The organism is Enterococcus sp. E4-150, from assembly GCF_035726465.1.
GTDB classification, from domain to species: domain Bacteria; phylum Bacillota; class Bacilli; order Lactobacillales; family Enterococcaceae; genus Enterococcus_B; species Enterococcus_B faecium.
This window is the reverse complement of sequence record NZ_JAPRGK010000001.1, coordinates 340,673-361,913: the sequence shown is the minus strand read 5'-3', so window position 1 is coordinate 361,913 and position 21,241 is coordinate 340,673. Positions and strand designations below refer to the sequence as shown.

The window sequence follows — 21,241 nt, the reverse complement described above, 5'->3', positions numbered from 1 at the left end:
GCGAATATTTGAGGGGATTCTTTGAGTCTATTGCTTGAAGGGTTTCTTCAAAGACAACCTCAAAACAAAGGGATCGAAGAGCTTAGGTCTCCCCTTGCTCTTCAGATCCAAACATGCGTCAGAAACAGTTAGTATTCAAGCTGTTTTCTAACATGATTACCTTGCTTATTTTGCTTCGCTTGCCAATAATTGGTCTGCGTAGATTTTTTCCAATTTTTCTTGAAGAGCTGCTTTGATTTTTTCAGCATATTCTTCAAAGTGTTCTTCTTTGTTCATGTATGGTGTCATTACGCTGGCACGCAATACAGTTACTTTTCCGGCACGGTTCCATTCTTCATCTGAGAATCCTAGTTGGTTCACAAATTGTAATGGGCTGTTGCCATAGTCTGGGATAGCAAAGTCAGTATGTGAAGTTAAGAACTCATTACCGTAAATGCTTCCTTTCACGTATGAAGAATAATCATATACGTCATGGTTCAATTTATTCATTGCAACTAAGTCATCGTTGCCTTTTTCTTTGAATACATAGTCTACCATATTGAAATCTGGATAAGTTAATGGATGAACTTCGATTTCTTTGTCTCCTACTTTAAATGACAAGTCATTCAAGAAGTTGTAGAAACGATGTGCACCTTCGATTGATGCACCCATTAATTTACCATATCCTGTGACATTCAAAGGTAAGACATGGTGTGCTGCCCAAACGCTGGCTGCTGTTGCCCCTGCTTTTGAACCTTCCAAGATATAAGCCCCAAGTAATGCTGGGATATCTGCGCCTTTTTCAAATACATATGTCGCAAAGTAAGAGATAACGTCTCTCATGCGGATATCTTTGATGACGATACCACCGGCAGAATATGGAACATAGCCCATTTTATGTGGGTCGATCGTTACAGATTCTGCTTCTTCGATTGCTTTATATGCACTGTGTACTTCTTCTAAGATATAATCTTTGTTTTCTGTAAAGACATTGTATTTGTAATGAACATCTTTTAAATCTTCAAATGGAATGAAGTTGTTGTCTTCGTCTAAGAAAATCGCACGGCCGTATCCGCCATAAGCAGCATCTACGTGTAAGTAGAAGTAAATACCGTCTTTTTCTAATACGCGACGCAATGCAACGATTTTATCGATACCGTCGATTGCTCCTTCTTCTGTTGATCCTACAACACCGACTACACCTAGGATTGGTGTTTTTTCAGCTGCTAGACCACGAACGATTTTTTCAAGTTCGTTGATGTCCATGCGATAGTTGTGGTCAACTGGCACTGGAATCACTTGGTCTAAACCGATACCGATGATGTCGGCAGCTTTTAGCCATGAATAGTGTTTAGTTTGTGGAACCAACCATTTTCCTAATTTTTCTAAATGTTTTCCGCTACGTGCTGAGTGAGCTTTGATTTCGTCGATTTTTTCTGGGACGCTGTCTAACAGATTCATGATTTCTTCTGTTGACAAGTTCATTAATTCCCAATCGCTTTTTCCAGCAACTAGTTCAGGTGTCACTTCTTTCATTGCAAGCGGCAATGATTTGATGTTGCGGGCATACCAAAGTCCTTCTAAGTTTGCTAAAGAACCATCAGCAACGATGTGGCCCCAGCCATCTTTATAGCTCATTAATTTTGCAAATTCCATTCCTACTTCTTCTTCCATTTGGCTTGTTGCAGGAGAAGATTCATAGGCAACGTTATTACCATTCCATAGCATAGCAAAATTGTACGCTAGTAAAGATGGCATCAATGTTTCAGAGTTCATATGACCCCAGTAACGTCCGGCATTATGCCAAGGAACGGAATGGGTACGCATCCGCGCTGAAATTTCTGATAGAACATCCTTTGTTTTATTCACAGTGTGTTCAAAACTAGCACTGCTTTTTTCTTCTGGCGTAATAATAGGCATGTCTTGAGGCATGTAGTTTTGACGCCAGCCTAAATGTTCATCCACCAATTCATTCAACAAAGCTTTATAGATTTGGCCGTTCTCAGCTTTGTCCCCAATGAATAGGGCATTTAGGTTTAGATCTTTCGACAATGATTCACTCATAGTGAAACCCTCCTAAAAAAATATTTAAATTTTGTCGAGCCCTACATTACACCTGTTCTTCTATTCTGTAAACTAAGTTTTGGCCTGCTTTTTAATCATATTTTAATATGTATCAATTATCCGAATTGTTCACACTTTTGAAATAATTAAAAAAAACGAGGGAATTTACAAATGTAAACTCCCTCGCAAAGATTGTATTAACGACAACCAGCGTTCTATTTTAGGATGGGTTTCAAAATTGGAATGTTGTAATAGTATTTCCCTTTTTCAAGGTAAAAACTTACTAAATTCTAATCAATTACTTTGGCCAAAAAGTAATTTTTCTTACCTTTTCGAATAACCACAAACTTACCATCGAATTCATCGGATGGATTTATGACAAAATTTAAATCGGTAACGCGGTCACCGTTAATACTTATAGCTCCGTTTGAAACATCTTCACGTGCTTGACGTTTAGATGGTTCAATTTTTGTGGAAACAAGCAGTTCCACGATATTTTCAGGTGTGCTTGAAATTTCAACGTTCGGCATTTTACCGAATCCTTGCGCGATTTCTTCCGCATTTAGTTCTTTAATATTTCCAGAGAACAATGCTTGCGTTATTTTTTGCGCTTCTTTCAAGTCTTCTTCACTATGCACAAATCTTGTAACTTCTTCTGCCAAACGGCGTTGTGCTTCACGTTTCTCAGGTTCTGTCTCTACTTTTTTCGCTAAGTCTTCGATTTCTTCTTGAGACAAGAAAGTAAAGAATTTCAAGTATTTCACTACATCGCGATCATCTTGATTCAACCAGAATTGGTAGAACTCAAATGGTGAAGTTTTCTTCGGATCAAGCCAAACGGCACCGCCTGCAGTTTTTCCGAATTTCGTTCCATCAGCCTTCAGCATCAATGGGATCGTTAAACCGAACGCTTCTGCTTCTGGTCCTTCTAATTTTCGGATTAGGTCTAATCCAGCTGTGATATTTCCCCATTGGTCTGCTCCACCGATTTGCAATTGCACATCGTATGTTTTATGCAGATGCAAAAAGTCGATAGATTGCAGGATTTGGTAAGTAAACTCTGTAAATGAGATTCCTACTTCCAAACGGCTGGCAACGATATCTTTTGCTAACATCGTGTTGATGTTGAAGTTTTTACCGTAGTCTCTCAAAAATTCAAGTAAAGAGATTTTTGACAACCAGTCGTAGTTGTTCACAAATGTGATATTTGCATCTTTACCAAACAATTTTCTCATTTGATTGGAAAGTGCGTCCACGTTATGTTGCACTTGTTCCATCGTTTGCAACACACGTTCTGTTTTGCGGCCGCTTGGGTCGCCGATCGTTCCTGTTCCGCCGCCAATCAGAATATATGGATGATGGCCTGCCAATTGGAATCTTTTCATCATCATAAATGGAATCAAATGTCCGATATGCATCGAATCACCAGTTGGATCAACGCCGCAATAAAGTGAAATGCTCTTTTCTTCAACGAGCTCGCGAAGTCTTTCTTCGTTTGTTTGCTGATTAATGGCGTCGCGCCAAGTTAATTCATCAATAATATTCATTTTACTGACCTCCGTGTAGTTTTTTTATGAAAGCAGGAACCTGCTAGCATGTGTAATTAAGTATTTCTTCAGGATAGGATAGGAAATAAAAAAAGTCCCTTGGCATATAAGCCAAGGGACGAAATCTCGCGGTACCACCCAATTTGTATGTCTAGATATCCAACATACCTCTCGAACATTTAACGCTGTCGCGTGGCAATCACTGCCAAAGACTCCTGAAATGTAATTCGCTTTAAAGCATGTACTGGTTTGCAGCGACCACCAGCTTTCTGAAACATTGGCTTTAACAACTACTTCGTTTCGATCTTCGTCTTGTTATTATTAATATGTGTCTATCATAGAGCGCAACTTTTTCTTTGTCAACAGAAAAAGGATATTTTTTTTAAATTCCTCATTTTTTCTTTTTTGAATCCGCTCTAATTCCGAACATTTTATTTTCAATTATTGTTAAAAGAAATAACTTTTTCTGTATTTTTTCTGCAATTTATCGAGAAGTCACTTTACTTTGCCTCTTATTCTTTCTTCGTTACAATAAGGAATGGGACAAGTAAAAAAATGAAAAAGCAAGGGACGAGGTATATGGAAAAAAAGCAAAAAATTATTTTAGGAGCCACTTCTGCTTTAACTATCGTTATTTTAATTCTAAGTTTGTTTTTTGTCATCCGATCATCTACAAAAAAAGAACCAATCATTCCTGAAAAAAAAATAACAGAAAAAGCAAAAGAACCGACAGATGATAAGCAACAACTAGTTACTCAAGCAAAAAATCTGGCTCAAAGCTACGATTATGACCAAGCGATTGCGTTATTGGAAAAAGATAGTAAGAACGGATCTACTGAAACACAACAGCTTCTTCAAACACTAAAAAAGGAGAAAGAACAACTGATCGACTGGTCTGATCCTACTCAGATCTCTCATGTTTTTTTCCATAGCTTGATCGTGGACCCGCAAAAAGCCTTCCACTCTCAACAGGCACAAGGATTCAAAGATTATATGGTGACTGTTGAAGAATTCAACCGTTCGATCGAACAACTTTATCAAAATGATTTTGTTTTAGTTAATTTGAATGATTTGATCCAAAAAGACGAACAAGGAAATCTTTCCTTTAACGGGCTTGCGCTACCTGAAGGAAAAAAACCATTGGTTCTTTCACAAGATGATGTCAGCTATTATGAATATATGGATAATTCCGGTTTTCCTAGCCGATTGGTCGTATCAAATAACAATGAAATCAAAAATGTCTATAAAGAGAAAGATAAAGAAGAAATCGGTGACTTTGACATGGTTCCTCTGATCGATGCCTTTGTCAAGAAACATCCTGATTTTTCTTATCGAGGCGCAAAAGGTACCTTGGCCCTGACAGGTTACAACGGAGTTTTAGGTTATCGAACATCAAAATCTCAATATGGAGACAATGAAAAAACAAAAAAAGAGATTAAAGAAGCTAAAAAAGTGGCGGAACAGTTGAAGAAAGACGGCTGGAGCTTTGCTTCCCATACATGGGGTCACTTGAATATGACTCAAGCTTCACTAGAAGATGTAAAAAAAGACAATGAATTGTGGCAGCAAGAAGTTGCACCTATCCTAGGAAAAACAAATATTCTGATTTATCCATTTGGTGCAGACATCAGCGACTGGCAGCCTTATTCAGCAGAAAATCAAAAATTTGCTTACTTGAAGAGTCAAGGTTTCGATATTTTCTGTAATGTCGATGCTTCTACACCAGCTTGGGGACAATTAGGTACCGATTTCTATCGAAATGCTCGGATCAATATCGATGGCATTCGTTTTCAATCTGATTTAGACGGAAAAAATCCTATTCTTGATCCATTCATCAATGTCCATGATGTCTATGACAAAGAAGCACGCGAATCTGCTTGATTTTACGTCATTTATGAACCAAAAAAGCCGAACTGACATTTTATCGTCAGTTTCGGCTTTTTTATGCTTTATTTCTTCTTCGGTGCGATTCCCTTGATCAGGACTTCTGTCCATTCTGCTGTATATGGAAGCAGTTTTGCGTATATCTCCGGCTTAGAAATTCCTTCTACCATTGCTTGAAAATAGAGGATCAAGAACTCATCCGAATATTTCAAATCCACTTTTCCTTCTTTCCGCCCTCGATGGAAAAGATCAAGCATGATACTGAAACTTTCTTGCGTATACGCATCCATCGCGTCAGAAAATTCTTTTTTTTCTTTTTTTGTATAGTATGTCATCAAATCGATATAAAATTGTTTGTTTACTCGATTGAGATAACGGATTTTGTTTTCACTCATGGCAATCAGTGTTTCTTCAAATGGAAGATTTTCCGCAATCAACGCTTTCGCTTCTTGCCCTAAATCATTCATAAATGCAAAAAATACTTCATAAATCAGCCCTTCCTTGCTACCAAAATATTTAAAAATCGTCGCTTTACTTACCTGAGCGTTCTCAGCTACCTTATCCATTGTCACTCCAGCGGTTCCTATGTCTGTGTTCATCAAGTCAAAAGCTGCTTGTAAAATCTCTTTCTTTTTCTCTTGTGCTCTCTTTTCAAAACCGTTCATTTGTAGAGCCTCCCGTAATTTTAAACTTTTATAATATATATAGTTCAAATTTATTCTGAGGTTTATTATAACTATCTATTGAGAAAGTATCAAGCTAGCAATTCCTTGTTTATGAATTCATTGACAGAAATTTATAAAAAGAATATTATGTACTAAAATAATAAGAAAAGTTTTATAAAAAGGTATAAAACCATTTTATTAAACTATTTAATCTTGTTTAGTATATATTTTTAGAAAAAGGAGTGGGGTTTTTATGGCAGAAATCGTCAAAGTCACACATTTGAAAAAGAGCTTTGGTCGTTTCGAAGCTTTAAAAGATGTCTCTTTCACCGTACATTCAGGTGAAGTCGTTGGATTTATCGGACCAAATGGTTCTGGAAAATCCACGACGATTCGGACACTTTTAGGGATTATAAAAAAAGACGGCGGAACGGCAACGATTTTTGGGCAAGATGTATGGGAAGATAGTTTATCTATCCATGAACGTCTTTCTTATGTTCCAGGCGATATCTCTTTGTGGGGAAATTTGACTGGAGGAGCGATCATCGATCTCTTCATGAAGCTTCATGGAAAAGGGAATGCTCAAAAAAAAGATGAACTGATTCAACGTTTCTCTCTTGATCCTAAGAAAAAAGCAAAAAACTATTCAAAAGGAAATCGCCAAAAAGTGGGCTTGATTGCTGCTTTGGCTGTTGATTCGGATCTCTATTTATTTGATGAGCCTACTTCTGGTTTAGATCCTTTGATGGAAACGATTTTCCAAGAAGAAGTTGAAAAATTGAAAGAACAGGGCAAATCCATCCTACTTTCTTCTCATATTCTCAGTGAAGTCGAGCGACTAGCCGATAAAGTCGTGATCATACGCGAAGGAACAGTCGTAGAAGAAGGAACACTCGATGAATTGCGTCATTTGACTCGTTCGACCATCACTATAGAAACAGAAGCAGAGAATAGTCACTTAGCACAATTGAACGGTGTCCATGACTTTGTGCAAAAAGGTCACCTCGCTCAATTTGCTGCTGATAACGAAGCTTTCGATGTGATTTTAGCTGAAGCGTCCAAATTAGGTGTGAAAAAATTTGAATCTATTCCACCGACTCTTGAGGATTTATTCATGAGACATTATGAAGGATGAGGAGGAAGCGAAATGACTGATAAATTTTCACGCTGGTCCACCCTTTTTTCTCAAAACCTTAGCCGTGACTGGAAAAAGATACTGATATGGCTAGTCGGTGTCACTGCTTTTTCTGGTGGTTTTGTCCCTGCGTTTGAAGAATTGACTTCCGGACAAGGATTAGCTGGATTATACGAAACCTTGCAAAACCCGGCAATGATTGCAATGGTCGGACCAACTCCAGCTTCGAATGCTGCTGAGTATACTTTAGGAGCGATGTATGCAAATGAAATGTTGCTTTTTTGCAGTTTGTTTGCTGCTGTGATCTCTGTTTTACACGTGGTGAGCCAAACGAGAAAAAAAGAAGAACTTGGTCTGATTGAACTTATTCGTTCCTTTCGAGTCGGACGTCAAGCAAACTCTTTAGCTGTCATCGCTGAAAGTATTCTGATCAATTTGCTTTTAGCAATATCGATCAGCTGTACGATGATTTTTTTCCAAGCAGATTCGATCACTGCAGAAGGTGCTTGGCTTTTTGGGCTATCTGTAGGTAGTATGGGGATTTTGGGGAGTGCCGTTGCACTGTTTGCTGCACAACTGATGCCAAGTTCAGCCAGTTCGAATGGTCTGTCTTTAGCGTTTTTAGGTGGACTTTACCTTCTACGAGCAATAACAGATGTAGCTGATTCCTCCCTTTCGATGTGGAATCCTTTAGGCTGGTCTTATTTGACCTATCCATTTACAACTAACAACTGGATTCCTTTGCTTTATTTGTTTTTGTTCAGTCTAATCTTGATAATCAGTTCATTTGTTTTAGAGGAACATCGAGATTTGAACACCGGCTATATCCCCGAACGTGAAGGAAAACCGTATGCTAAACGTTCTCTTTTATCCTTGCGTGGTTTATTATTCTATCTAAATAAAGGGATGACAATCAGTTGGCTTATCACTTTTGGTTTGATGGGGGCGGCATACGGCTCTATCTACGGGAATATGCAACAGTTTTTAGAAAGTAACGACTTAATGAAACAGATGTTTATCCAATCTGGCGTCTCAATTGAAAAAAACTTTACAAGCACGATCATGGTCGTCTTGATTTGTCTAGCTGCTATTTTACCAATTGCTAGCATCAATCGTTTATTTACAGAAGAAACCCACGGACGTATGAATCAGCTGTTCGCAACAAAAATTTCTAGGAACCAACTTTATTGGACCAATATGTTACTAGCTATTCTATTTGCTATATTGGCAATCCTGATTAGTTCTGGTGCACTAGGGCTTTCTGCTTTGGCTTCGATGAAGGATGCGAAAGACATGGATCTATTGATGTTTCTTAAAGCCGGGTTCAATTTCCTGCCTGCCGTTTTAGTGTTTATCGGAATTAGTGGCTTTCTATTCGGATGGCTTCCTCGAATGGGTAAACTTGCTTATATCTACTTAGCTTACTCCTTTGCACTCAATTACTTTGGCGGAATTTTGGATTTACCAGAATGGTTTTCCAAAACAGCTGTCCCTAGCTGGGTTCCACGGATGCCAAACGATTCTTTTGATCTTTCCGTGTTCCTTATGTTATCATGTATCAGCCTTGCACTGTTCGTTCTTGGTTCTATTGGTTATAGGCGAAGAGACTTACTAGAAGGATAATAAAAAAGCATGTACAATTTCATGCTAGCCTCCAAATCTGGGTCAAAAATCCAACATTTGGAGGTCATTTTTTTATTTACAAGTCTTCTAACTGCTCTTTATCAATGATCCAGACTTCTCGATTCTTTCTTTTTACATAACCATTCTCCTCTAATAATTTAAATTTTCTAGATAAAGTTTCGGGGGTCGTACCGATAAATGCAGCAAGTTCTTTCATTTTCATTGGCAGGAAAAAGTGATCCTTCCCTGTCGCTTTAGCTAAGTCAAGCAGATAGACAGCGACTCGTTCTTCTACTTTTTCCATCATCAAAAAAGTTGTCTGCTGCTGTACTTTTGTTAATTTCTCAACGTTGATTGCTAAAAGTTTCAGACTAAGGGCGGGATAATGCAGTAAGAGTTCCGAGAAATCTTTTTGTCTCAATATGCAAATTTCCGTTTTTTCTAGTGCTTCGCCAAATAAAGACTCATTTGGAACGCCTAGCAACTGGCTCTCTCCCTCATATCCGCCCGGCTCTATTACTCGTAAAAGCTGTTCCTTTCCGCTAGCAGATAATTGATACACTTTCATACTGCCGGAGGCCACGATCACTAATTGAGGTTCTCCATTCGGCGCAAGAATCTGTTCTCCTTTTTCCACATAGTGATGTTTGACAAGTGCGTGTACTTTTTCTTGATCTTGCTGTACTAAGTGATTGAACAAAGGAACAAATGAAACACATAAATGATCATGACTCATAATCTCTCCTCCTTCTAAACAGCTATTTCTAATAAAGGAACATGGCTTGCCTTATTCCAACTGATAATTTTCTTTTATCATAGCATAAACGTCAAGCGAACCAGATACCAGCAAATAGAGTGGATTTCTTTTTGTCACTTGCTTTATTTTCCTTCTTTTGAGACCTTAAGTAATTGATTCCTATCAATTTTTTAAATATTTACTTTTTGAATAATCAAAAACAAACCTTCACTCGCAAGCCGAGAGTAAGGTTTGTTTTTCGCATTGCTTATTTCGTGTTGTCTATTGAAATTTTTCCGCACCTAGCTTTTGATATAGTGGTGCTAGTTCTTGTAAGGTTTCAGCGGTTATTTGCTCAACGTGTTCGATTTCTTGCGGATAGAAGAATAGTTTACCCATTTGAAAGGTTCGGTCTCTCATCGCTTTTTTCAACTCTTCTTGTTTCTTTGTATCGGACAAATAGTCAGACAAAGCTAAGTGGTCGTCAAGTTCATGTTCTGGTTGCGGCCATATGTAATAATCCTTGATATCGACTGTTTTGCTCCACTCTTTCAGTATCGCAAGCAACTGGCTATACGCTGCAATGCTACCATATCGTTCTTCGCTTTTATAATGTTGGTACATCAAATAGATTTGGTATTGTTTTTGATTCAACAAAACTGCTAGACAGGCATTCTCGTCTTGACGAGATTCGCTTCGGTACGCGCTCCAAAAATGACTGCGTAAATTCCAGCCATTCGTCCAGCTTTCGATTTTAGGTTTGCTCATGCCGTACATATCAGGCAAAAGTGCAGCTGTCTGGAGCTGAATCTCTTTCCATTTTTGCCAGTGTTCTTTATATTCTTTCTTGATTTGTTCGATCTTATCTGTTGGATGGCTCTCTTTGAGCTGTTTGAATGCGTAGATTGGTCGATCAAACAACTGATAATCTGATTTTCCAAGTTCCATTGTTTCGCCTCTTTACGTTATCTTTTGTATTCTACCTGAATTTTGCGATATGGACAAATAGAGGTTGTGAAAAAGCTGTTCTGCATCAAGTCATAAGAACAGCCAAACAAAAAACTGCGATGAGCATCACCGCAGTTTTATTGAACTTAAGGTTGATTGATCACATCTAAAAGCATTGAAAATAAAATGGCACTAGAAGCAGCTCCTGGGTCGATATGTCCGATTGCACGCTCTCCTAGATAGGAAGCTCGTCCTTTTTTAGCTACCAAGTCTTTGGTGTGTTCTTTTGCCTGGTCAATGATTTCTTTTGTTAAATTCCCTGCCTTCAATGCCTCTGTGACTGGCAGCCAAACATCTAACATCGTTTTATCGTCAGCTTCTGCCTTTCCTCGGCTTTGAATACCCGCTGTTCCCTGCTCGATCACTTCTCCTAATTTTTCTTGAGAATCAATAGAATCGACCTCTTTTGTCGCTTTCATCATGTTCATGAATGCAGATCCGTATAACGGACCAGAAGCCCCACCGACTTTCGATATCATCGCCATAGAAAATACTTTGAATGTATCGCTGATTGTTTCAGGATGATCGGCTTGAAAAGCTTCTTCATAAGCTGAAACTCCTCTTCCCATGTTATTTCCGTGGTCTCCATCGCCAATCGGGGTATCTAGATCACTGAGATATTGTTTGTTCTGATTGATTGCCTCTGCAAATTGCGTGAGCCATTCTTGGATTTCTTGAACGGTTAGTTTCATATTATCACCCTTTTATCTTGAGATTTTTTACCATGAAATCGTCTGTACATTGCTTTCTAAAGAATCTTTCCATTGTGTCCCTGTCAAGTCGATCAGTGTCAGAGAAAGACCTTGCATGTCTAGTGAAGTCATGAAATTACCGACTTTTCGGAAAACTACATTGACTCCTCTTTCTTCCAACAAAGCTAAAACATCATTCATGAACACGAACTGTTCCATCAAAGGCGTCCCGCCCATTCCGTTGACTAGTACACCTGCTTCTTTTGGCAAATTCGAGTAATCATCTAAAATCTTAGTAACAAGTTCCTTTGCCAGTACTTTAGAAGGCTGCATCTTTTCTCGACGATAGCCTGGCTCACCATGGATACCAACACCGTACTCGATCTCATCTTCTCCCAGTTCGAATCCTGGTTTCCCTACTTCTGGTACAGTTGCTGCTCGAAGCGCTACACCGATCGTCTTAGTTGCCTGTACGACCTTTTCTCCCAGTTCTTTCAACTCTGCTAGAGAAGCACCGTTTCTTGCTGCATCGCCCACGATTTTGTGTACAAGGACAGTACCTGCGACTCCGCGTTTTCCGGCAGTATACGTACTATTTTCAACGGCGATATCATCATCTACGATCACACTTTCTACTTCAATATCGTCCATAGCAGCTAGTTCCTTTGCCATATCGAAGTTCAATGCATCCCCTGTATAATTCTTAACGATCAGTAAAACTCCTTTTCCACTATCCGCTTCCTTGATAGCCGTTTGAATCTGATCTGGAGTTGGAGAAGTAAACACATCACCAAGCACCGCTGCACTTAACATTCCTTCCCCTACAAACCCGGCATGGGATGGTTCATGTCCGCTTCCTCCACCAGAAACCAAACCAACTTGTTCCGCTTTCTGATTCTTGGCTACAACACGGGAAAATTCTACACGATGAACAAGTTCTGGATAGCTTTTTACTAATCCTTCCAGCATTTCTTCGACAATATTGCTTGGATCATTCATGATTTTTTTCAATTTATTCCCATCCTTTCTTTCCGGCATTTTGTGCTTCTGTTAAGATTTGCTGAGTATCATCCGTTATACCGGCAGTGATGGCTGCTGCAAAAGCTCCTTCCACTAAAGGCGCATCCACCAGATGATAACGTTGCTGCTGTTCTTCTTCCAACATGTCTTTTGCCAGTTCCGAATTCAATACCGCGCTGCCGATATCCGCAAAAACAAAATAACTAGCTGCATCACTTGATTCATTGACAGCTTCTACGATTTTCATCGGGTCTGATCCGATCTCGCCATTTATTCCGCCGAGAGAAAAGATCTGCACCTCTTCGGATTTTTGCATCTGCTCAATCATTTCTTTAATACCATCTGTTACTTTTTGACTATGAGAAATAAGCAAAATACTCTTTTTCACAAGAATCTTCCTTTCTTTTACATAGTTGCTAACGATTGGTTTCGCTTTCATTAATGAACAATTCAAGTATATAATAAATTCCTAATTTTGGGAAAATATGTGTTGCGCATCTTGAACTTTGTTATACTTTTATTAAAGAGAGGAGTGATCGAATGATTACAACAACCACGAATAGTGTGGAAGGAAAAACCGTAGTAGCTTATAAAGGAATCGTTTTTGGTGAAGTTATTACTGGGATCAATGTATTGAAAGATTTTGGGGCTGGTTTGCGAAACGTCTTCGGCGGCCGTTCAAAAAGTTATGAAAATGAACTAATGGGCGCAAGAGAAGAAGCCCTTGCGGAAATGGCCGAACGTGCAAAAGCATTAGGAGCTGATGCAATCATCGGCGTAAAAATGGACTACGAAGTATTAGGCAGCGACAATGGCATGCTGATGGTCACATGTAGTGGAACAGCTGTCTCCACAAGATAAGTAGGAATAGCTGTCTTAATAAATAAAAAGAGATGGGACATGTAGTGGGACCCAAGAGTTAGATTTTTCAGTCTAACTTCGAGGTTCACTACCTTCCCATTCTCTCTTTTTTATTTCTTTTTGCGAATGATTCCGTAAGCTGCTGCAACTAGCACACCTGTGCCTACGAAGGAATAATTGACAGAAGCTGTTTTTTCATTTGTTTTTGGTAAAGTCTGACTTGTTGATTCGGATGGCTCTGTCGTTTGATGAACTGTTTCTGTCGTGGTTCCAGAGGCCACTGATTTTTCTCCTGCCGAATGCAAAATATTTTTTATTCGTTGGAAACTAGCTGCTAAGTCTGCTTTTTTTGCTTCAAAATCATTAGCAACTGTTTGCGCTTCGCTGATCTTTCCATGGATCGCTTGACTGGCCGCTGTGATATCCGCTTGAGTTTGACTTAGCTTTCCAGAAGCTGTTTGAGCAACCTGATCTAATTGTTGATTGAATTCTTTTGCTTGTTGGATCTTCCCGTCAAGATCTGTTTGGACAGCTTCCGCTTTTGCTTTCGCTTCAGCAAGCTTTTTCTCAAGTTGTGCACGATCATTTCCCGCTTTATTTTTAAGATCAGCTAAATCTTGATCGATTGCTGCTTGGTCTTCTTTCAATTTGTTTTTTGCAGCCTCTAATGCTTCTTCGAGTTCTTTTCTTTTATTTTCCAAGTCTTGCAAATGATCGATTGGGTCAGAAGAGGTAGAACTATTTATTGATGTATCTTCTGAAGACGAAATCGTTTCTCCTGAATTATCTGTCGGTACATTGGAAGTCATTTCTGTTTCCGAGGCACCGTTTTCAGCACCAGAAGAGCTTATAGTTGTTGAAGGTTCTGTTTGAGCAGGTTCAGAAGTTTCCGCAAAAGCTGTCTGTCCCAATAAGAAAATACTGGAAACAGCAATTGGCCAGATTAACGGCTTCATTCTTTTTTTCATCACTTTTCCCATCCTTACTACTTTTTAACTAATTTCTTATTATAAGCAAAAATGTTTGGAAGAACCATAAACACAACAGGCTGTTTGTCTAAAAAACGGTGCATCTTTTATTTTTTTGTACGTTCCGGGCTTTTCCATGTCCCGCTTCCATAACCTAAAATCGTTTTGACTGCTGGAATGAAAGTCGTCACGATCGTTATCGCGTTCACTATCCAGAACAAAAGCATATATAGTGGTGCGAAAAGAAGGTATTTCAATTTTCTTCGTCGATCATCTACAATCAGCGAAGCTAGCAACTGGAAAAATCCTGCGACCATTTCAAAGCAGATGAACACAAAACTGAATGTAAAAGTAATATAAATCTGTTCGTAGTTTCCTTGATATACATAATGCCCGATTAATCCAGCAAAAAGAACTACGGAAATACAAAAGAATATTGACCAGACAATACTCAATGTTTGATCAATGAAGATGATCGTTCTTCCAATATGTTTAAAAGGATGGAGCATCACTTTTTTGAAATTCGTCAGCCAGACTTCTGTTCCACCTTTTGCCCAACGTTTTCTTTGTCGATATAGCATCTTCAACGTCACAGGTACTTCCATGAAAAAGATGATCCCAGGAGCAAATACAGATACCCAATCATTTAACTGATGATCCCAAGCAATACTGATGTCTTCTGTCGCTCGATCTTGTCTGAATCCGCCCACATCGATCAAGGCTTCTTTTCGATACATCGTATTTGCTCCACTGTACGCATAAAGACCACCGAAAACAGCTGACTGTGTTCGTTTGATGATACCCACGATACTTGAGAATTCAACCGTTTGAGATTTTGCAATCAATTTGGTACGATTTTGGACATCCATATTTGCAGTGACCGCAGCAATATGTCTTGCACCAGGGCGAATGAAATAATTCACATACCTAATCAGTGCATCTGGCTCCGGTACCGTGTCTGCATCATTGCTTAAAATCAATTTCCCTTTTGCAAAGGCAAGTCCGATATTAAACGCGTGGGCTTTTCCTTTATTTTTTTCGATCCGAACCACACGAAGATTAGCGTATTTTTTCATCAGTCTAGCTAATATTTCTGGTGTTTGGTCCGTTGAACCATCGTCTGTCACTAATACCTCATAGTTGTGATAATTCAATTTCGTCATCAAATACTCGATTGTATCTTCGATCACAATTTCTTCATTATGGGCTGGCACCATGATCGTGATGAACGGTTCGACACTCAAGGGAACATCTACCCATTCTTTTTGCTTATGTTTGTATAAAAACACATAACACCAGACACCAATAAACCATACAAATCCGCCTAAAATCGGATAAGAAACGAGAAAAAAATACATAATAGACAAACAAGTATCTAAGAATAAATTACCTGTATGGGTGATTGAGATCATTTCAGTTCCACCCCATTTTCTTTATACAAATCTGCAATGAATGTCGTATCTAGATTTTGCTCCGCGGAGACAGAATAAAAACGGACCGTTTCTCTCTCTTCTTTTGTTCCAAAACGTTCCGTATACACTTCTTCAAGTAATTCTTGTCTTTTTTTCAATTTTTCATCTTCATATTCAAAAGATTTATTTACTTTTTTGTATAGATTTCGATTGTTCCACCTAGTCAATACAAATGAGGTAATCAGGAAACTGAAAAAAATCAATACAAAAAAGCCGATTAAGAAATACAGCATTTTCTTTTCTGATAAAAAAGCGTACAAGGAAAAATCCTTGGCTCTTTCTGGTCTCGTTAATGGGAAAAACACCCATATAAAAGGAAGAACAACGATCATCCATCCTAAAAGAGCCACTAACGTTTGCCAAATCTTTAACCAGTAATTACCTTTTGAAAAATACTTATCTTTCACCAAAATTGATGCAACTTCTTCTCTTGTTACTTTTTTCATATCCTCACCTCACGTTTTTTTGTTACGACGTAGGAGTTTACCATACATTTCATTTCTTTTCACATAAAGTGTTCCTAAATTTTTCCTAAGAAAAAGAACAAAACATTTCTCATCAGCAAATGAAAAATATTTTGTTCTTTTTATCAGTTGTTCTTTTTATTTTTTATCTCTTAATTATGTTGCTCTTTCCAATACGACAATGCTTTTCATTCCTCTAGATATCGCCGTGTACATTTGTCTGCGTCTTCTTTGCTCATCTCCATCGTTTTCAAATGGATATAAGATTACATGATCAAATTCCAGTCCTTTTGCTAGACTCAAAGGAATGATTTGGCAGTTTTCTAATCCATATGAATTTTTTTTAATCGATTCTTGTAGCGTTTGTGTTTCCTCTTCTGTTTGGGTGATAACTGCCGCTTTTTCTCCTTTTAGAGAAACCAAAATCTCAGCTAGTATTTTCAACAATTCTTCAGAGGATCGAAAAGAGCGGTATTCGGGTTCTTTTCCTTGCGGTCGGATCGATACGATGTCGATCTTCTCTTGATCCACAGCATAGGTTTTGAAAAGCTCTGTGATTGCTCCGCTAGAACGGTAACTATTTCTAAGATCATACCGATGGATCGGCAGATGGTAGTCGTCGAAACAATGCATAATATCAGCAAAAGTAGTGGAAGAATTAAAGATTGCCTGATTCTCGTCACCTACTAAAGTAAAGTGAGTTTTTGGAAATAATTCGATCAATAGACCTAATTGTGCCAGGGTATAATCTTGTACTTCATCAATCAATAGATAGCGAAATGCTGGTACATTTACCTTTTCAACAAGTAAATGACGAATAGCTAATATAATGACTGCTTCATCAACAGTACGTGTGGGTTGCCAAGCATAAGCTGAGCCATATCGTTTTTCATAAATTCTTTCAAACAACTGATGCTCCTCCACCCATGCCATTTCTTCGATTTGTCTGGTTATTTTTCGATATTTTTTTTGTAAAAGTTTCCTTGCATAAGCTGCAATACTTTGTTCCGAATCATCAGAAATCAATTTACCGAATAATTCCAACTGCCTATCTTCTGTCAACGAGAGTACCTGATTCTGCACAGCAGGACTTTTTGCTTGTTTCAAAAGATGATTCTTCCATTCGCTCATCAGTGCCTTTTTCGTTGCTTGAAGCCTATCGATCAATTTAGGATGAGCAGGAACTTTCTCATATATTTTTTCGATCGTTTTTTTAGAAAGGACTGTTTTTCCATTTTTAGTAAGTCCACGGATAAAATTCGGATGGTCTAAAAACAAAGGATCTGATTGTTTTAGATTATCGATAAACTTTTTGCTACGCAAACGTTCTGTCTGCTCCGATACATTTTCTCCCGTGATACGTTTGAAATAAGCCTCTTCACCTTCTATTTCCTCTGCTGAAAGCTGTGAAACCAGCTGTATGATGGTTAGATTCAGTGGATTTCTTTCACCTAATGATGGTAGGACATTCGAAATATAGTCGATAAACCGATGATTAGGTGATAGAATCAGCAAGTCATCGGATGTCATCGTATCTCGATATAAATAGAGCAGATACGCAATACGCTGCATGATAGCAGAGGTTTTACCACTTCCTGCTACGCCATTTACCAAGATATTTTGACTTTTCACATCCCGAATGATTGTGTTTTGTTCCGATTGGATCGTAGCAGTGATAGCCTTCATTTCATTGGTCTCATCTTGACCTAAGACTTCTAATAATACGTCATCTTGAATAGCTACAGACGTATCAAAAAACTTGACCAAACGATCTCTTTCCAAAATAAATTGTCGTCTTTCTTTAATAACCGTATCGATTTTATTTTGACGAACCGTATAAGAAGATGGACCAATCATGTTATTGTAAAAAAGTTCGGCAATTGGCGATCGCCAATCATAAACAAGATTCTCATCTGCATCATCTGTGAAATTTGCTGTACCAATATAAAAGGATTCTTGTGGCTCATTATCTAGAAAATCTACAACGACTTTTCCAAAGTAGGGACTTTTCAACAAACGTTCGATCTTTGCCAGCTGATTTTCTGCGTTTTTCTGTTTGATATTCATCTGATCGATTTCTCTATTTTTCATTTCAATCATCGAAAAAGTATCCAAATTATCTAAATAACTGTCAAAATTCAATCGAAGATCGCCAGCCATTTCTTTCAGCGACTGGTTTCCTTCTATTTTTGCCATATCCATCGATTCCCGCAGTTCGTTTCTTTTATCGATTAGCTTTTGATACACGTTCTTCAGATGTGCTTCTTCTAACTGCTTTTGTGTGTTGACCATACACATTCTCCTCTTTTTTTAAAGTGGTGGAACCGATCAGTCTACCTCTTTTAAGAGTCGAATGCAAGCTTTTTAACGAGTATCATTTGTTAGGATATATCAGTTCTTCAGGTCGGACAGTTTGATATAAAGAAAATGCACCATCAAGGTTTTTTGCGTGGTAGCCAGACTGCTTCAAGATTCTTTCCGCTAGATAGCTACGTAATCCGCTATGACAGCTGACGATATATTCTTGCTGGCTGTCTAATTCATCTAATCGGTCCCGAAGTTCATTCAAAGGGATATGTTTGGCTTCCTTGAATTTGCCCTTTTCCAATTCTTCTGCTGTTCGCACATCTAATAAAATTTTCCCTTTTGCTAATTCTGTCGGCAATTCATGCCATTGTACGGTTTCACTAAGCCCTTCTGCAATGTTCATTGCTGCATATCCTAGCATGTTTACTGGATCTTTGGCTGAGCCAAATGGCGGTGCATACGTCAATTCTAACTCCGGCAAATCGAAGATCGTCAAATGCCCTTTGATTGCTGTTGCTAAAATATCGATCCGTTTATCCACACCTTTTGCCCCAACACCTTGTGCACCATAAATCTCGCCAGTCTCTGGATGGAAGATCAACTTCAGTAAAATATCTGTTGCTTCTGGATAATAGCTTGCATGATCTTTTCCTGACACATGAACGACTTCAAAAGACAGCTCGTTTTCTTTGGCTGTTCTTTCACTTAATCCGGTGGATGCGGCAGTCATTCCAAACGTTCGTATAATTGCTGTTCCAATACCGCCTTGATTTCTTCGAGAAATTCCGGAAATCGTGTCCGCAACTTGTCTACCTTGACGATTGGCTGGTGAAGCAAGAGAAATAAGTGCATCTTTTCCAGTGATTTGCTGTTTTACAACGATAGCATCCCCCACCGCATAAATATCAGGAATATTCGTTTGATAACGTTCGTCTACTAGGATACCCCCGCGTATGCCTAATTCGATTCCAGCGGTCACTGCTAGCTGGTTATCAGGACGAACACCAATGGATAAAATAACTAAATCAGCAGGGATGGTACGCCCATCATCCAGTCGCAATCGTTTCCCGTGATCTTCAAATCTAGCGACAGCATGAGAAGTAATCACTTCTACTCCTTGATGAGACAATTCTTTTTCTATAAAAGCTGCCATTTCTTCATCCAGTGTCGGAAGAATATGTGGTGCTTGTTCGATCACCATGACTTCTAAACCTCTTCTTTTTAGGTTTTCTGCCATTTCCAATCCGATGAATCCTGCACCAACGATCACAGCACGCTTTGGCTGTTTTTCTAATGCATGCATCACTTTATCGATATCTGGTACATTTCTAATAGAAAAAACATTGTCGGCTTCTGTTATCCCTGGAATCGATGGAACAACTGGTTTTGCACCAGGAGATAAAACCAATGCATCGTACTGTTCAATGTGTTTTTGACCCTCATGTACGACTTCTACCGTTTTGTTTTCGGGAAAGATGGCTGTCACTTCATGATTTGGACGCACATCTAAACAAAAACGAGCGGATAATGATTCTGGCGTTTGGACAAGAAGATTTTCCCGTTCACTGATTTCTCCCGAAAGATAATAAGGCAAGCCGCAATTTGCAAAAGAAACATACGGTCCTTTTTCAAAAACAACGATTTCTGCATCTTCCATTAATCGGCGAAGCCGTGTAGCAGCAGACATTCCACCTGCTACACCTCCGACAATAACGATTTTCATCTTATTTCCCTCCTACTGTTCGATCAAACCATTGATTCATGCCACCACGTACATTCACTACATCATAACCAGATTTCTTTAATTCTTTAGCTGCTTGTTTACTCCTCATCCCTGATTGACAAATCACATAGACGGTCTTTTCTTTGTCTCCATCATATCTGTTTATACTTTGTAATGGAACATTTTTAGCTCCTTTTATATGCCCGCCCCGGTATTCTGCAGGTGTTCTAACATCAAGTAACGCTGGATTTTCCAAAAGCTTTTCCTTTAATTCTGGGACTGTTATCGATTTTATTGATTGAAATAGCAAATTCATTTTCTGCACCTCATTTACATTTTTATAAATACCTCATGGGGTATATTAAACAGAAGTTTTATTAATATGTCAACCAGAATGACTCTTCATTTTTTTCACTACTTTTTATATTTGCATAAAATACCGATAAGGGGTATTATCTAATTATAAAAATAGAGGAGAATGTGTTATGGAGATTGATAATAAAAATATCCTGAACCGTTTGAAACGTACAGAGGGACAAATTCGTGGTATCCAAAAAATGATCGAAGACGAAAAAGAATGTATGGATGTCATCACTCAATTAAGCGCTGTTCGTTCTAGTATTGATCGCGTAATGGGCATGATCGTTGCAGATAATCTGAAAAATTGCTTTGAGAAACCTGATAGTAATCCAGAAGAACAAGCGGCTAAATTAGAGCAAGCGATCAAGATGATTATTAAAAAGTAAAGGAATGATTTCAATGAAAGTCGTTTTCCATATTGATGAATTAGAAAAATGGTCAGAAACAGGGAAAAACGTAAAAAACCTGATAAAAGCTTCTCCAGAAACGACGATTGTCGTATCTGTAAATGGCATCGCGATTACCGGTTATCTAGACTCTGCCAATGCAGAATTCTTAGATTTGCAAGGAGTCGTTTTTCACGCTTGCGCCAATGCTATGCGTGCTAATCATATTTCAGAAAGTTCTTTACCTGAACAAGTAATCGTTGTACCAGCAGGTGTCCTTGATTTAGTTGAACTGCAATCCCAAGGTTATGCTTATATCAAGCCTTAGTCAGTAGAGGTTGCGGCAG

20 protein-coding genes and 1 other annotated feature are annotated in these 21,241 nt (G+C 38.6%); of the genes, 6 read left to right on the top strand and 14 right to left on the bottom strand.

The genetic code is table 11. The features are described 5' to 3' along the window. Positions 1 to 165 precede the first annotated feature (165 nt). Positions 166 to 2,043 carry a tyrosine decarboxylase gene (tdc, locus tag OZ002_RS01705; protein ID WP_002286400.1) on the bottom strand — a complete coding sequence of 626 codons (1,878 nt, stop codon included), beginning with the start codon at positions 2,041 to 2,043 and terminating at the stop codon, positions 166 to 168. Between the two features lie 290 nt (positions 2,044 to 2,333). After that, entirely contained in the window at positions 2,334 to 3,590 is a 1,257-nt protein-coding gene (gene tyrS / locus OZ002_RS01700; RefSeq protein ID WP_002286405.1) for a tyrosine--tRNA ligase, read from the bottom strand. Positions 3,591 to 3,701: 111 nt separating this feature from the next. Then, positions 3,702 to 3,907, bottom strand: a binding site (T-box leader). A 262-nt stretch (positions 3,908 to 4,169) separates the two neighbouring features. Between tyrS and OZ002_RS01695 the strand changes: the two genes are divergently transcribed. Further along, on the top strand, positions 4,170 to 5,471 hold the full coding sequence (locus OZ002_RS01695) for a polysaccharide deacetylase family protein (protein ID WP_123840118.1): 1,302 nt from the start codon (positions 4,170 to 4,172) through the stop codon (positions 5,469 to 5,471). Positions 5,472 to 5,539: 68 nt separating this feature from the next. On the opposite strand, the gene OZ002_RS01690 is transcribed toward OZ002_RS01695, so the two are convergent. After that, positions 5,540 to 6,139 carry a TetR/AcrR family transcriptional regulator gene (locus OZ002_RS01690; RefSeq protein WP_002294634.1) on the bottom strand — a complete coding sequence of 200 codons (600 nt, stop codon included), beginning with the start codon at positions 6,137 to 6,139 and terminating at the stop codon, positions 5,540 to 5,542. Between the two features lie 253 nt (positions 6,140 to 6,392). Here OZ002_RS01690 and OZ002_RS01685 point away from each other — a divergent pair, with 253 nt between their 5' ends. Then, the gene (locus OZ002_RS01685) at positions 6,393 to 7,274 is read left to right on the top strand and encodes an ABC transporter ATP-binding protein (protein WP_002307912.1); all 882 of its coding nucleotides are present in this window, start codon (positions 6,393 to 6,395) and stop codon (positions 7,272 to 7,274) included. Positions 7,275 to 7,286: 12 nt separating this feature from the next. Then, on the top strand, positions 7,287 to 8,897 hold the full coding sequence (locus OZ002_RS01680; RefSeq protein ID WP_002331935.1) for an ABC transporter permease: 1,611 nt from the start codon (positions 7,287 to 7,289) through the stop codon (positions 8,895 to 8,897). Between the two features lie 76 nt (positions 8,898 to 8,973). Here the strand turns inward: OZ002_RS01680 and OZ002_RS01675 are convergent, their stop codons facing one another. The 5 genes from OZ002_RS01675 to dhaM all read right to left on the bottom strand — a co-directional run bounded on the left by OZ002_RS01675 (position 8,974) and on the right by dhaM (position 12,741). Further along, a complete protein-coding gene (locus OZ002_RS01675; RefSeq protein ID WP_002289290.1) occupies positions 8,974 to 9,633 on the bottom strand; it encodes a Crp/Fnr family transcriptional regulator in 660 nt (219 codons plus the stop codon). Positions 9,634 to 9,915: 282 nt separating this feature from the next. After that, the gene (locus OZ002_RS01670) at positions 9,916 to 10,581 is read right to left on the bottom strand and encodes a glucose-6-phosphate 1-dehydrogenase family protein (RefSeq protein WP_123840117.1); all 666 of its coding nucleotides are present in this window, start codon (positions 10,579 to 10,581) and stop codon (positions 9,916 to 9,918) included. A 146-nt stretch (positions 10,582 to 10,727) separates the two neighbouring features. Beyond that, positions 10,728 to 11,333: a dihydroxyacetone kinase subunit DhaL gene (gene dhaL, locus OZ002_RS01665; protein WP_123840116.1), complete on the bottom strand. Its 606-nt coding sequence runs from the start codon at positions 11,331 to 11,333 to the stop codon at positions 10,728 to 10,730. Positions 11,334 to 11,360: 27 nt separating this feature from the next. Then, positions 11,361 to 12,371 (bottom strand): dihydroxyacetone kinase subunit DhaK, encoded by a 1,011-nt coding sequence (gene dhaK / locus OZ002_RS01660; RefSeq protein ID WP_185052995.1) that lies wholly within the window; start codon positions 12,369 to 12,371, stop codon positions 11,361 to 11,363. Next, the gene (gene dhaM, locus OZ002_RS01655) at positions 12,346 to 12,741 is read right to left on the bottom strand and encodes a dihydroxyacetone kinase phosphoryl donor subunit DhaM (RefSeq protein WP_002304157.1); all 396 of its coding nucleotides are present in this window, start codon (positions 12,739 to 12,741) and stop codon (positions 12,346 to 12,348) included. The genes dhaK and dhaM overlap by 26 nt, the downstream gene beginning before the upstream one ends. Positions 12,742 to 12,893: 152 nt before the next feature. On the opposite strand from dhaM, the gene OZ002_RS01650 reads away from it, so the two are divergent. After that, on the top strand, positions 12,894 to 13,214 hold the full coding sequence (locus OZ002_RS01650; RefSeq protein ID WP_002292575.1) for a putative heavy metal-binding protein: 321 nt from the start codon (positions 12,894 to 12,896) through the stop codon (positions 13,212 to 13,214). Positions 13,215 to 13,324: 110 nt separating this feature from the next. Here the strand turns inward: OZ002_RS01650 and OZ002_RS01645 are convergent, their stop codons facing one another. The 6 genes from OZ002_RS01645 to OZ002_RS01620 form a co-directional block, all read right to left on the bottom strand. Further along, positions 13,325 to 14,182, bottom strand: a complete 858-nt coding sequence (locus OZ002_RS01645) for an LPXTG cell wall anchor domain-containing protein (protein ID WP_002307908.1) — start codon at positions 14,180 to 14,182, stop codon at positions 13,325 to 13,327. 107 nt (positions 14,183 to 14,289) lie between these two features. Next, the gene (locus OZ002_RS01640; protein WP_002319539.1) at positions 14,290 to 15,594 is read right to left on the bottom strand and encodes a glycosyltransferase family 2 protein; all 1,305 of its coding nucleotides are present in this window, start codon (positions 15,592 to 15,594) and stop codon (positions 14,290 to 14,292) included. Continuing rightward, a complete protein-coding gene (locus tag OZ002_RS01635) occupies positions 15,591 to 16,100 on the bottom strand; it encodes a hypothetical protein (RefSeq protein ID WP_002307905.1) in 510 nt (169 codons plus the stop codon). Before OZ002_RS01635 ends, OZ002_RS01640 begins: the two co-directional genes overlap by 4 nt. Positions 16,101 to 16,274: 174 nt before the next feature. After that, a complete protein-coding gene (locus tag OZ002_RS01630) occupies positions 16,275 to 18,410 on the bottom strand; it encodes a HelD family protein (protein WP_325082759.1) in 2,136 nt (711 codons plus the stop codon). Positions 18,411 to 18,492: 82 nt separating this feature from the next. Further along, the gene (locus tag OZ002_RS01625; protein ID WP_104856061.1) at positions 18,493 to 20,148 is read right to left on the bottom strand and encodes an FAD-dependent oxidoreductase; all 1,656 of its coding nucleotides are present in this window, start codon (positions 20,146 to 20,148) and stop codon (positions 18,493 to 18,495) included. Position 20,149: 1 nt separating this feature from the next. Continuing rightward, complete coding sequence (locus tag OZ002_RS01620; protein WP_002294651.1) at positions 20,150 to 20,464, bottom strand: rhodanese-like domain-containing protein; 315 nt, start codon at positions 20,462 to 20,464, stop codon at positions 20,150 to 20,152. Positions 20,465 to 20,633: 169 nt separating this feature from the next. On the opposite strand from OZ002_RS01620, the gene OZ002_RS01615 reads away from it, so the two are divergent. Both OZ002_RS01615 and OZ002_RS01610 read left to right on the top strand, forming a co-directional pair. Further along, entirely contained in the window at positions 20,634 to 20,894 is a 261-nt protein-coding gene (locus tag OZ002_RS01615; RefSeq protein WP_002294653.1) for a metal-sensitive transcriptional regulator, read from the top strand. Positions 20,895 to 20,907: 13 nt separating this feature from the next. Next, entirely contained in the window at positions 20,908 to 21,222 is a 315-nt protein-coding gene (locus tag OZ002_RS01610) for a DsrE family protein (protein WP_002321527.1), read from the top strand. Positions 21,223 to 21,241 lie beyond the last annotated feature (19 nt).

Excerpts from the sequence above, each read along its gene's own strand:
- tdc (WP_002286400.1), bottom strand. The coding sequence starts at position 2,043 with ATGAGTGAATCATTGTCGAAAGATCTAAACCTAAATGCCCTATTCATT.
- tyrS (WP_002286405.1), bottom strand. The coding sequence starts at position 3,590 with ATGAATATTATTGATGAATTAACTTGGCGCGACGCCATTAATCAGCAA.
- OZ002_RS01695 (WP_123840118.1), top strand. The coding sequence starts at position 4,170 with ATGGAAAAAAAGCAAAAAATTATTTTAGGAGCCACTTCTGCTTTAACT.
- OZ002_RS01690 (WP_002294634.1), bottom strand. The coding sequence starts at position 6,139 with ATGAACGGTTTTGAAAAGAGAGCACAAGAGAAAAAGAAAGAGATTTTA.
- OZ002_RS01685 (WP_002307912.1), top strand. The coding sequence starts at position 6,393 with ATGGCAGAAATCGTCAAAGTCACACATTTGAAAAAGAGCTTTGGTCGT.
- OZ002_RS01680 (WP_002331935.1), top strand. The coding sequence starts at position 7,287 with ATGACTGATAAATTTTCACGCTGGTCCACCCTTTTTTCTCAAAACCTT.
- OZ002_RS01675 (WP_002289290.1), bottom strand. The coding sequence starts at position 9,633 with ATGAGTCATGATCATTTATGTGTTTCATTTGTTCCTTTGTTCAATCAC.
- OZ002_RS01670 (WP_123840117.1), bottom strand. The coding sequence starts at position 10,581 with ATGGAACTTGGAAAATCAGATTATCAGTTGTTTGATCGACCAATCTAC.
- dhaL (WP_123840116.1), bottom strand. The coding sequence starts at position 11,333 with ATGAAACTAACCGTTCAAGAAATCCAAGAATGGCTCACGCAATTTGCA.
- dhaK (WP_185052995.1), bottom strand. The coding sequence starts at position 12,371 with ATGCCGGAAAGAAAGGATGGGAATAAATTGAAAAAAATCATGAATGAT.
- OZ002_RS01650 (WP_002292575.1), top strand. The coding sequence starts at position 12,894 with ATGATTACAACAACCACGAATAGTGTGGAAGGAAAAACCGTAGTAGCT.
- OZ002_RS01645 (WP_002307908.1), bottom strand. The coding sequence starts at position 14,182 with ATGAAAAAAAGAATGAAGCCGTTAATCTGGCCAATTGCTGTTTCCAGT.
- OZ002_RS01640 (WP_002319539.1), bottom strand. The coding sequence starts at position 15,594 with ATGATCTCAATCACCCATACAGGTAATTTATTCTTAGATACTTGTTTG.
- OZ002_RS01635 (WP_002307905.1), bottom strand. The coding sequence starts at position 16,100 with ATGAAAAAAGTAACAAGAGAAGAAGTTGCATCAATTTTGGTGAAAGAT.
- OZ002_RS01630 (WP_325082759.1), bottom strand. The coding sequence starts at position 18,410 with ATGGTCAACACACAAAAGCAGTTAGAAGAAGCACATCTGAAGAACGTG.
- OZ002_RS01625 (WP_104856061.1), bottom strand. The coding sequence starts at position 20,148 with ATGAAAATCGTTATTGTCGGAGGTGTAGCAGGTGGAATGTCTGCTGCT.
- OZ002_RS01620 (WP_002294651.1), bottom strand. The coding sequence starts at position 20,464 with ATGAATTTGCTATTTCAATCAATAAAATCGATAACAGTCCCAGAATTA.
- OZ002_RS01615 (WP_002294653.1), top strand. The coding sequence starts at position 20,634 with ATGGAGATTGATAATAAAAATATCCTGAACCGTTTGAAACGTACAGAG.
- OZ002_RS01610 (WP_002321527.1), top strand. The coding sequence starts at position 20,908 with ATGAAAGTCGTTTTCCATATTGATGAATTAGAAAAATGGTCAGAAACA.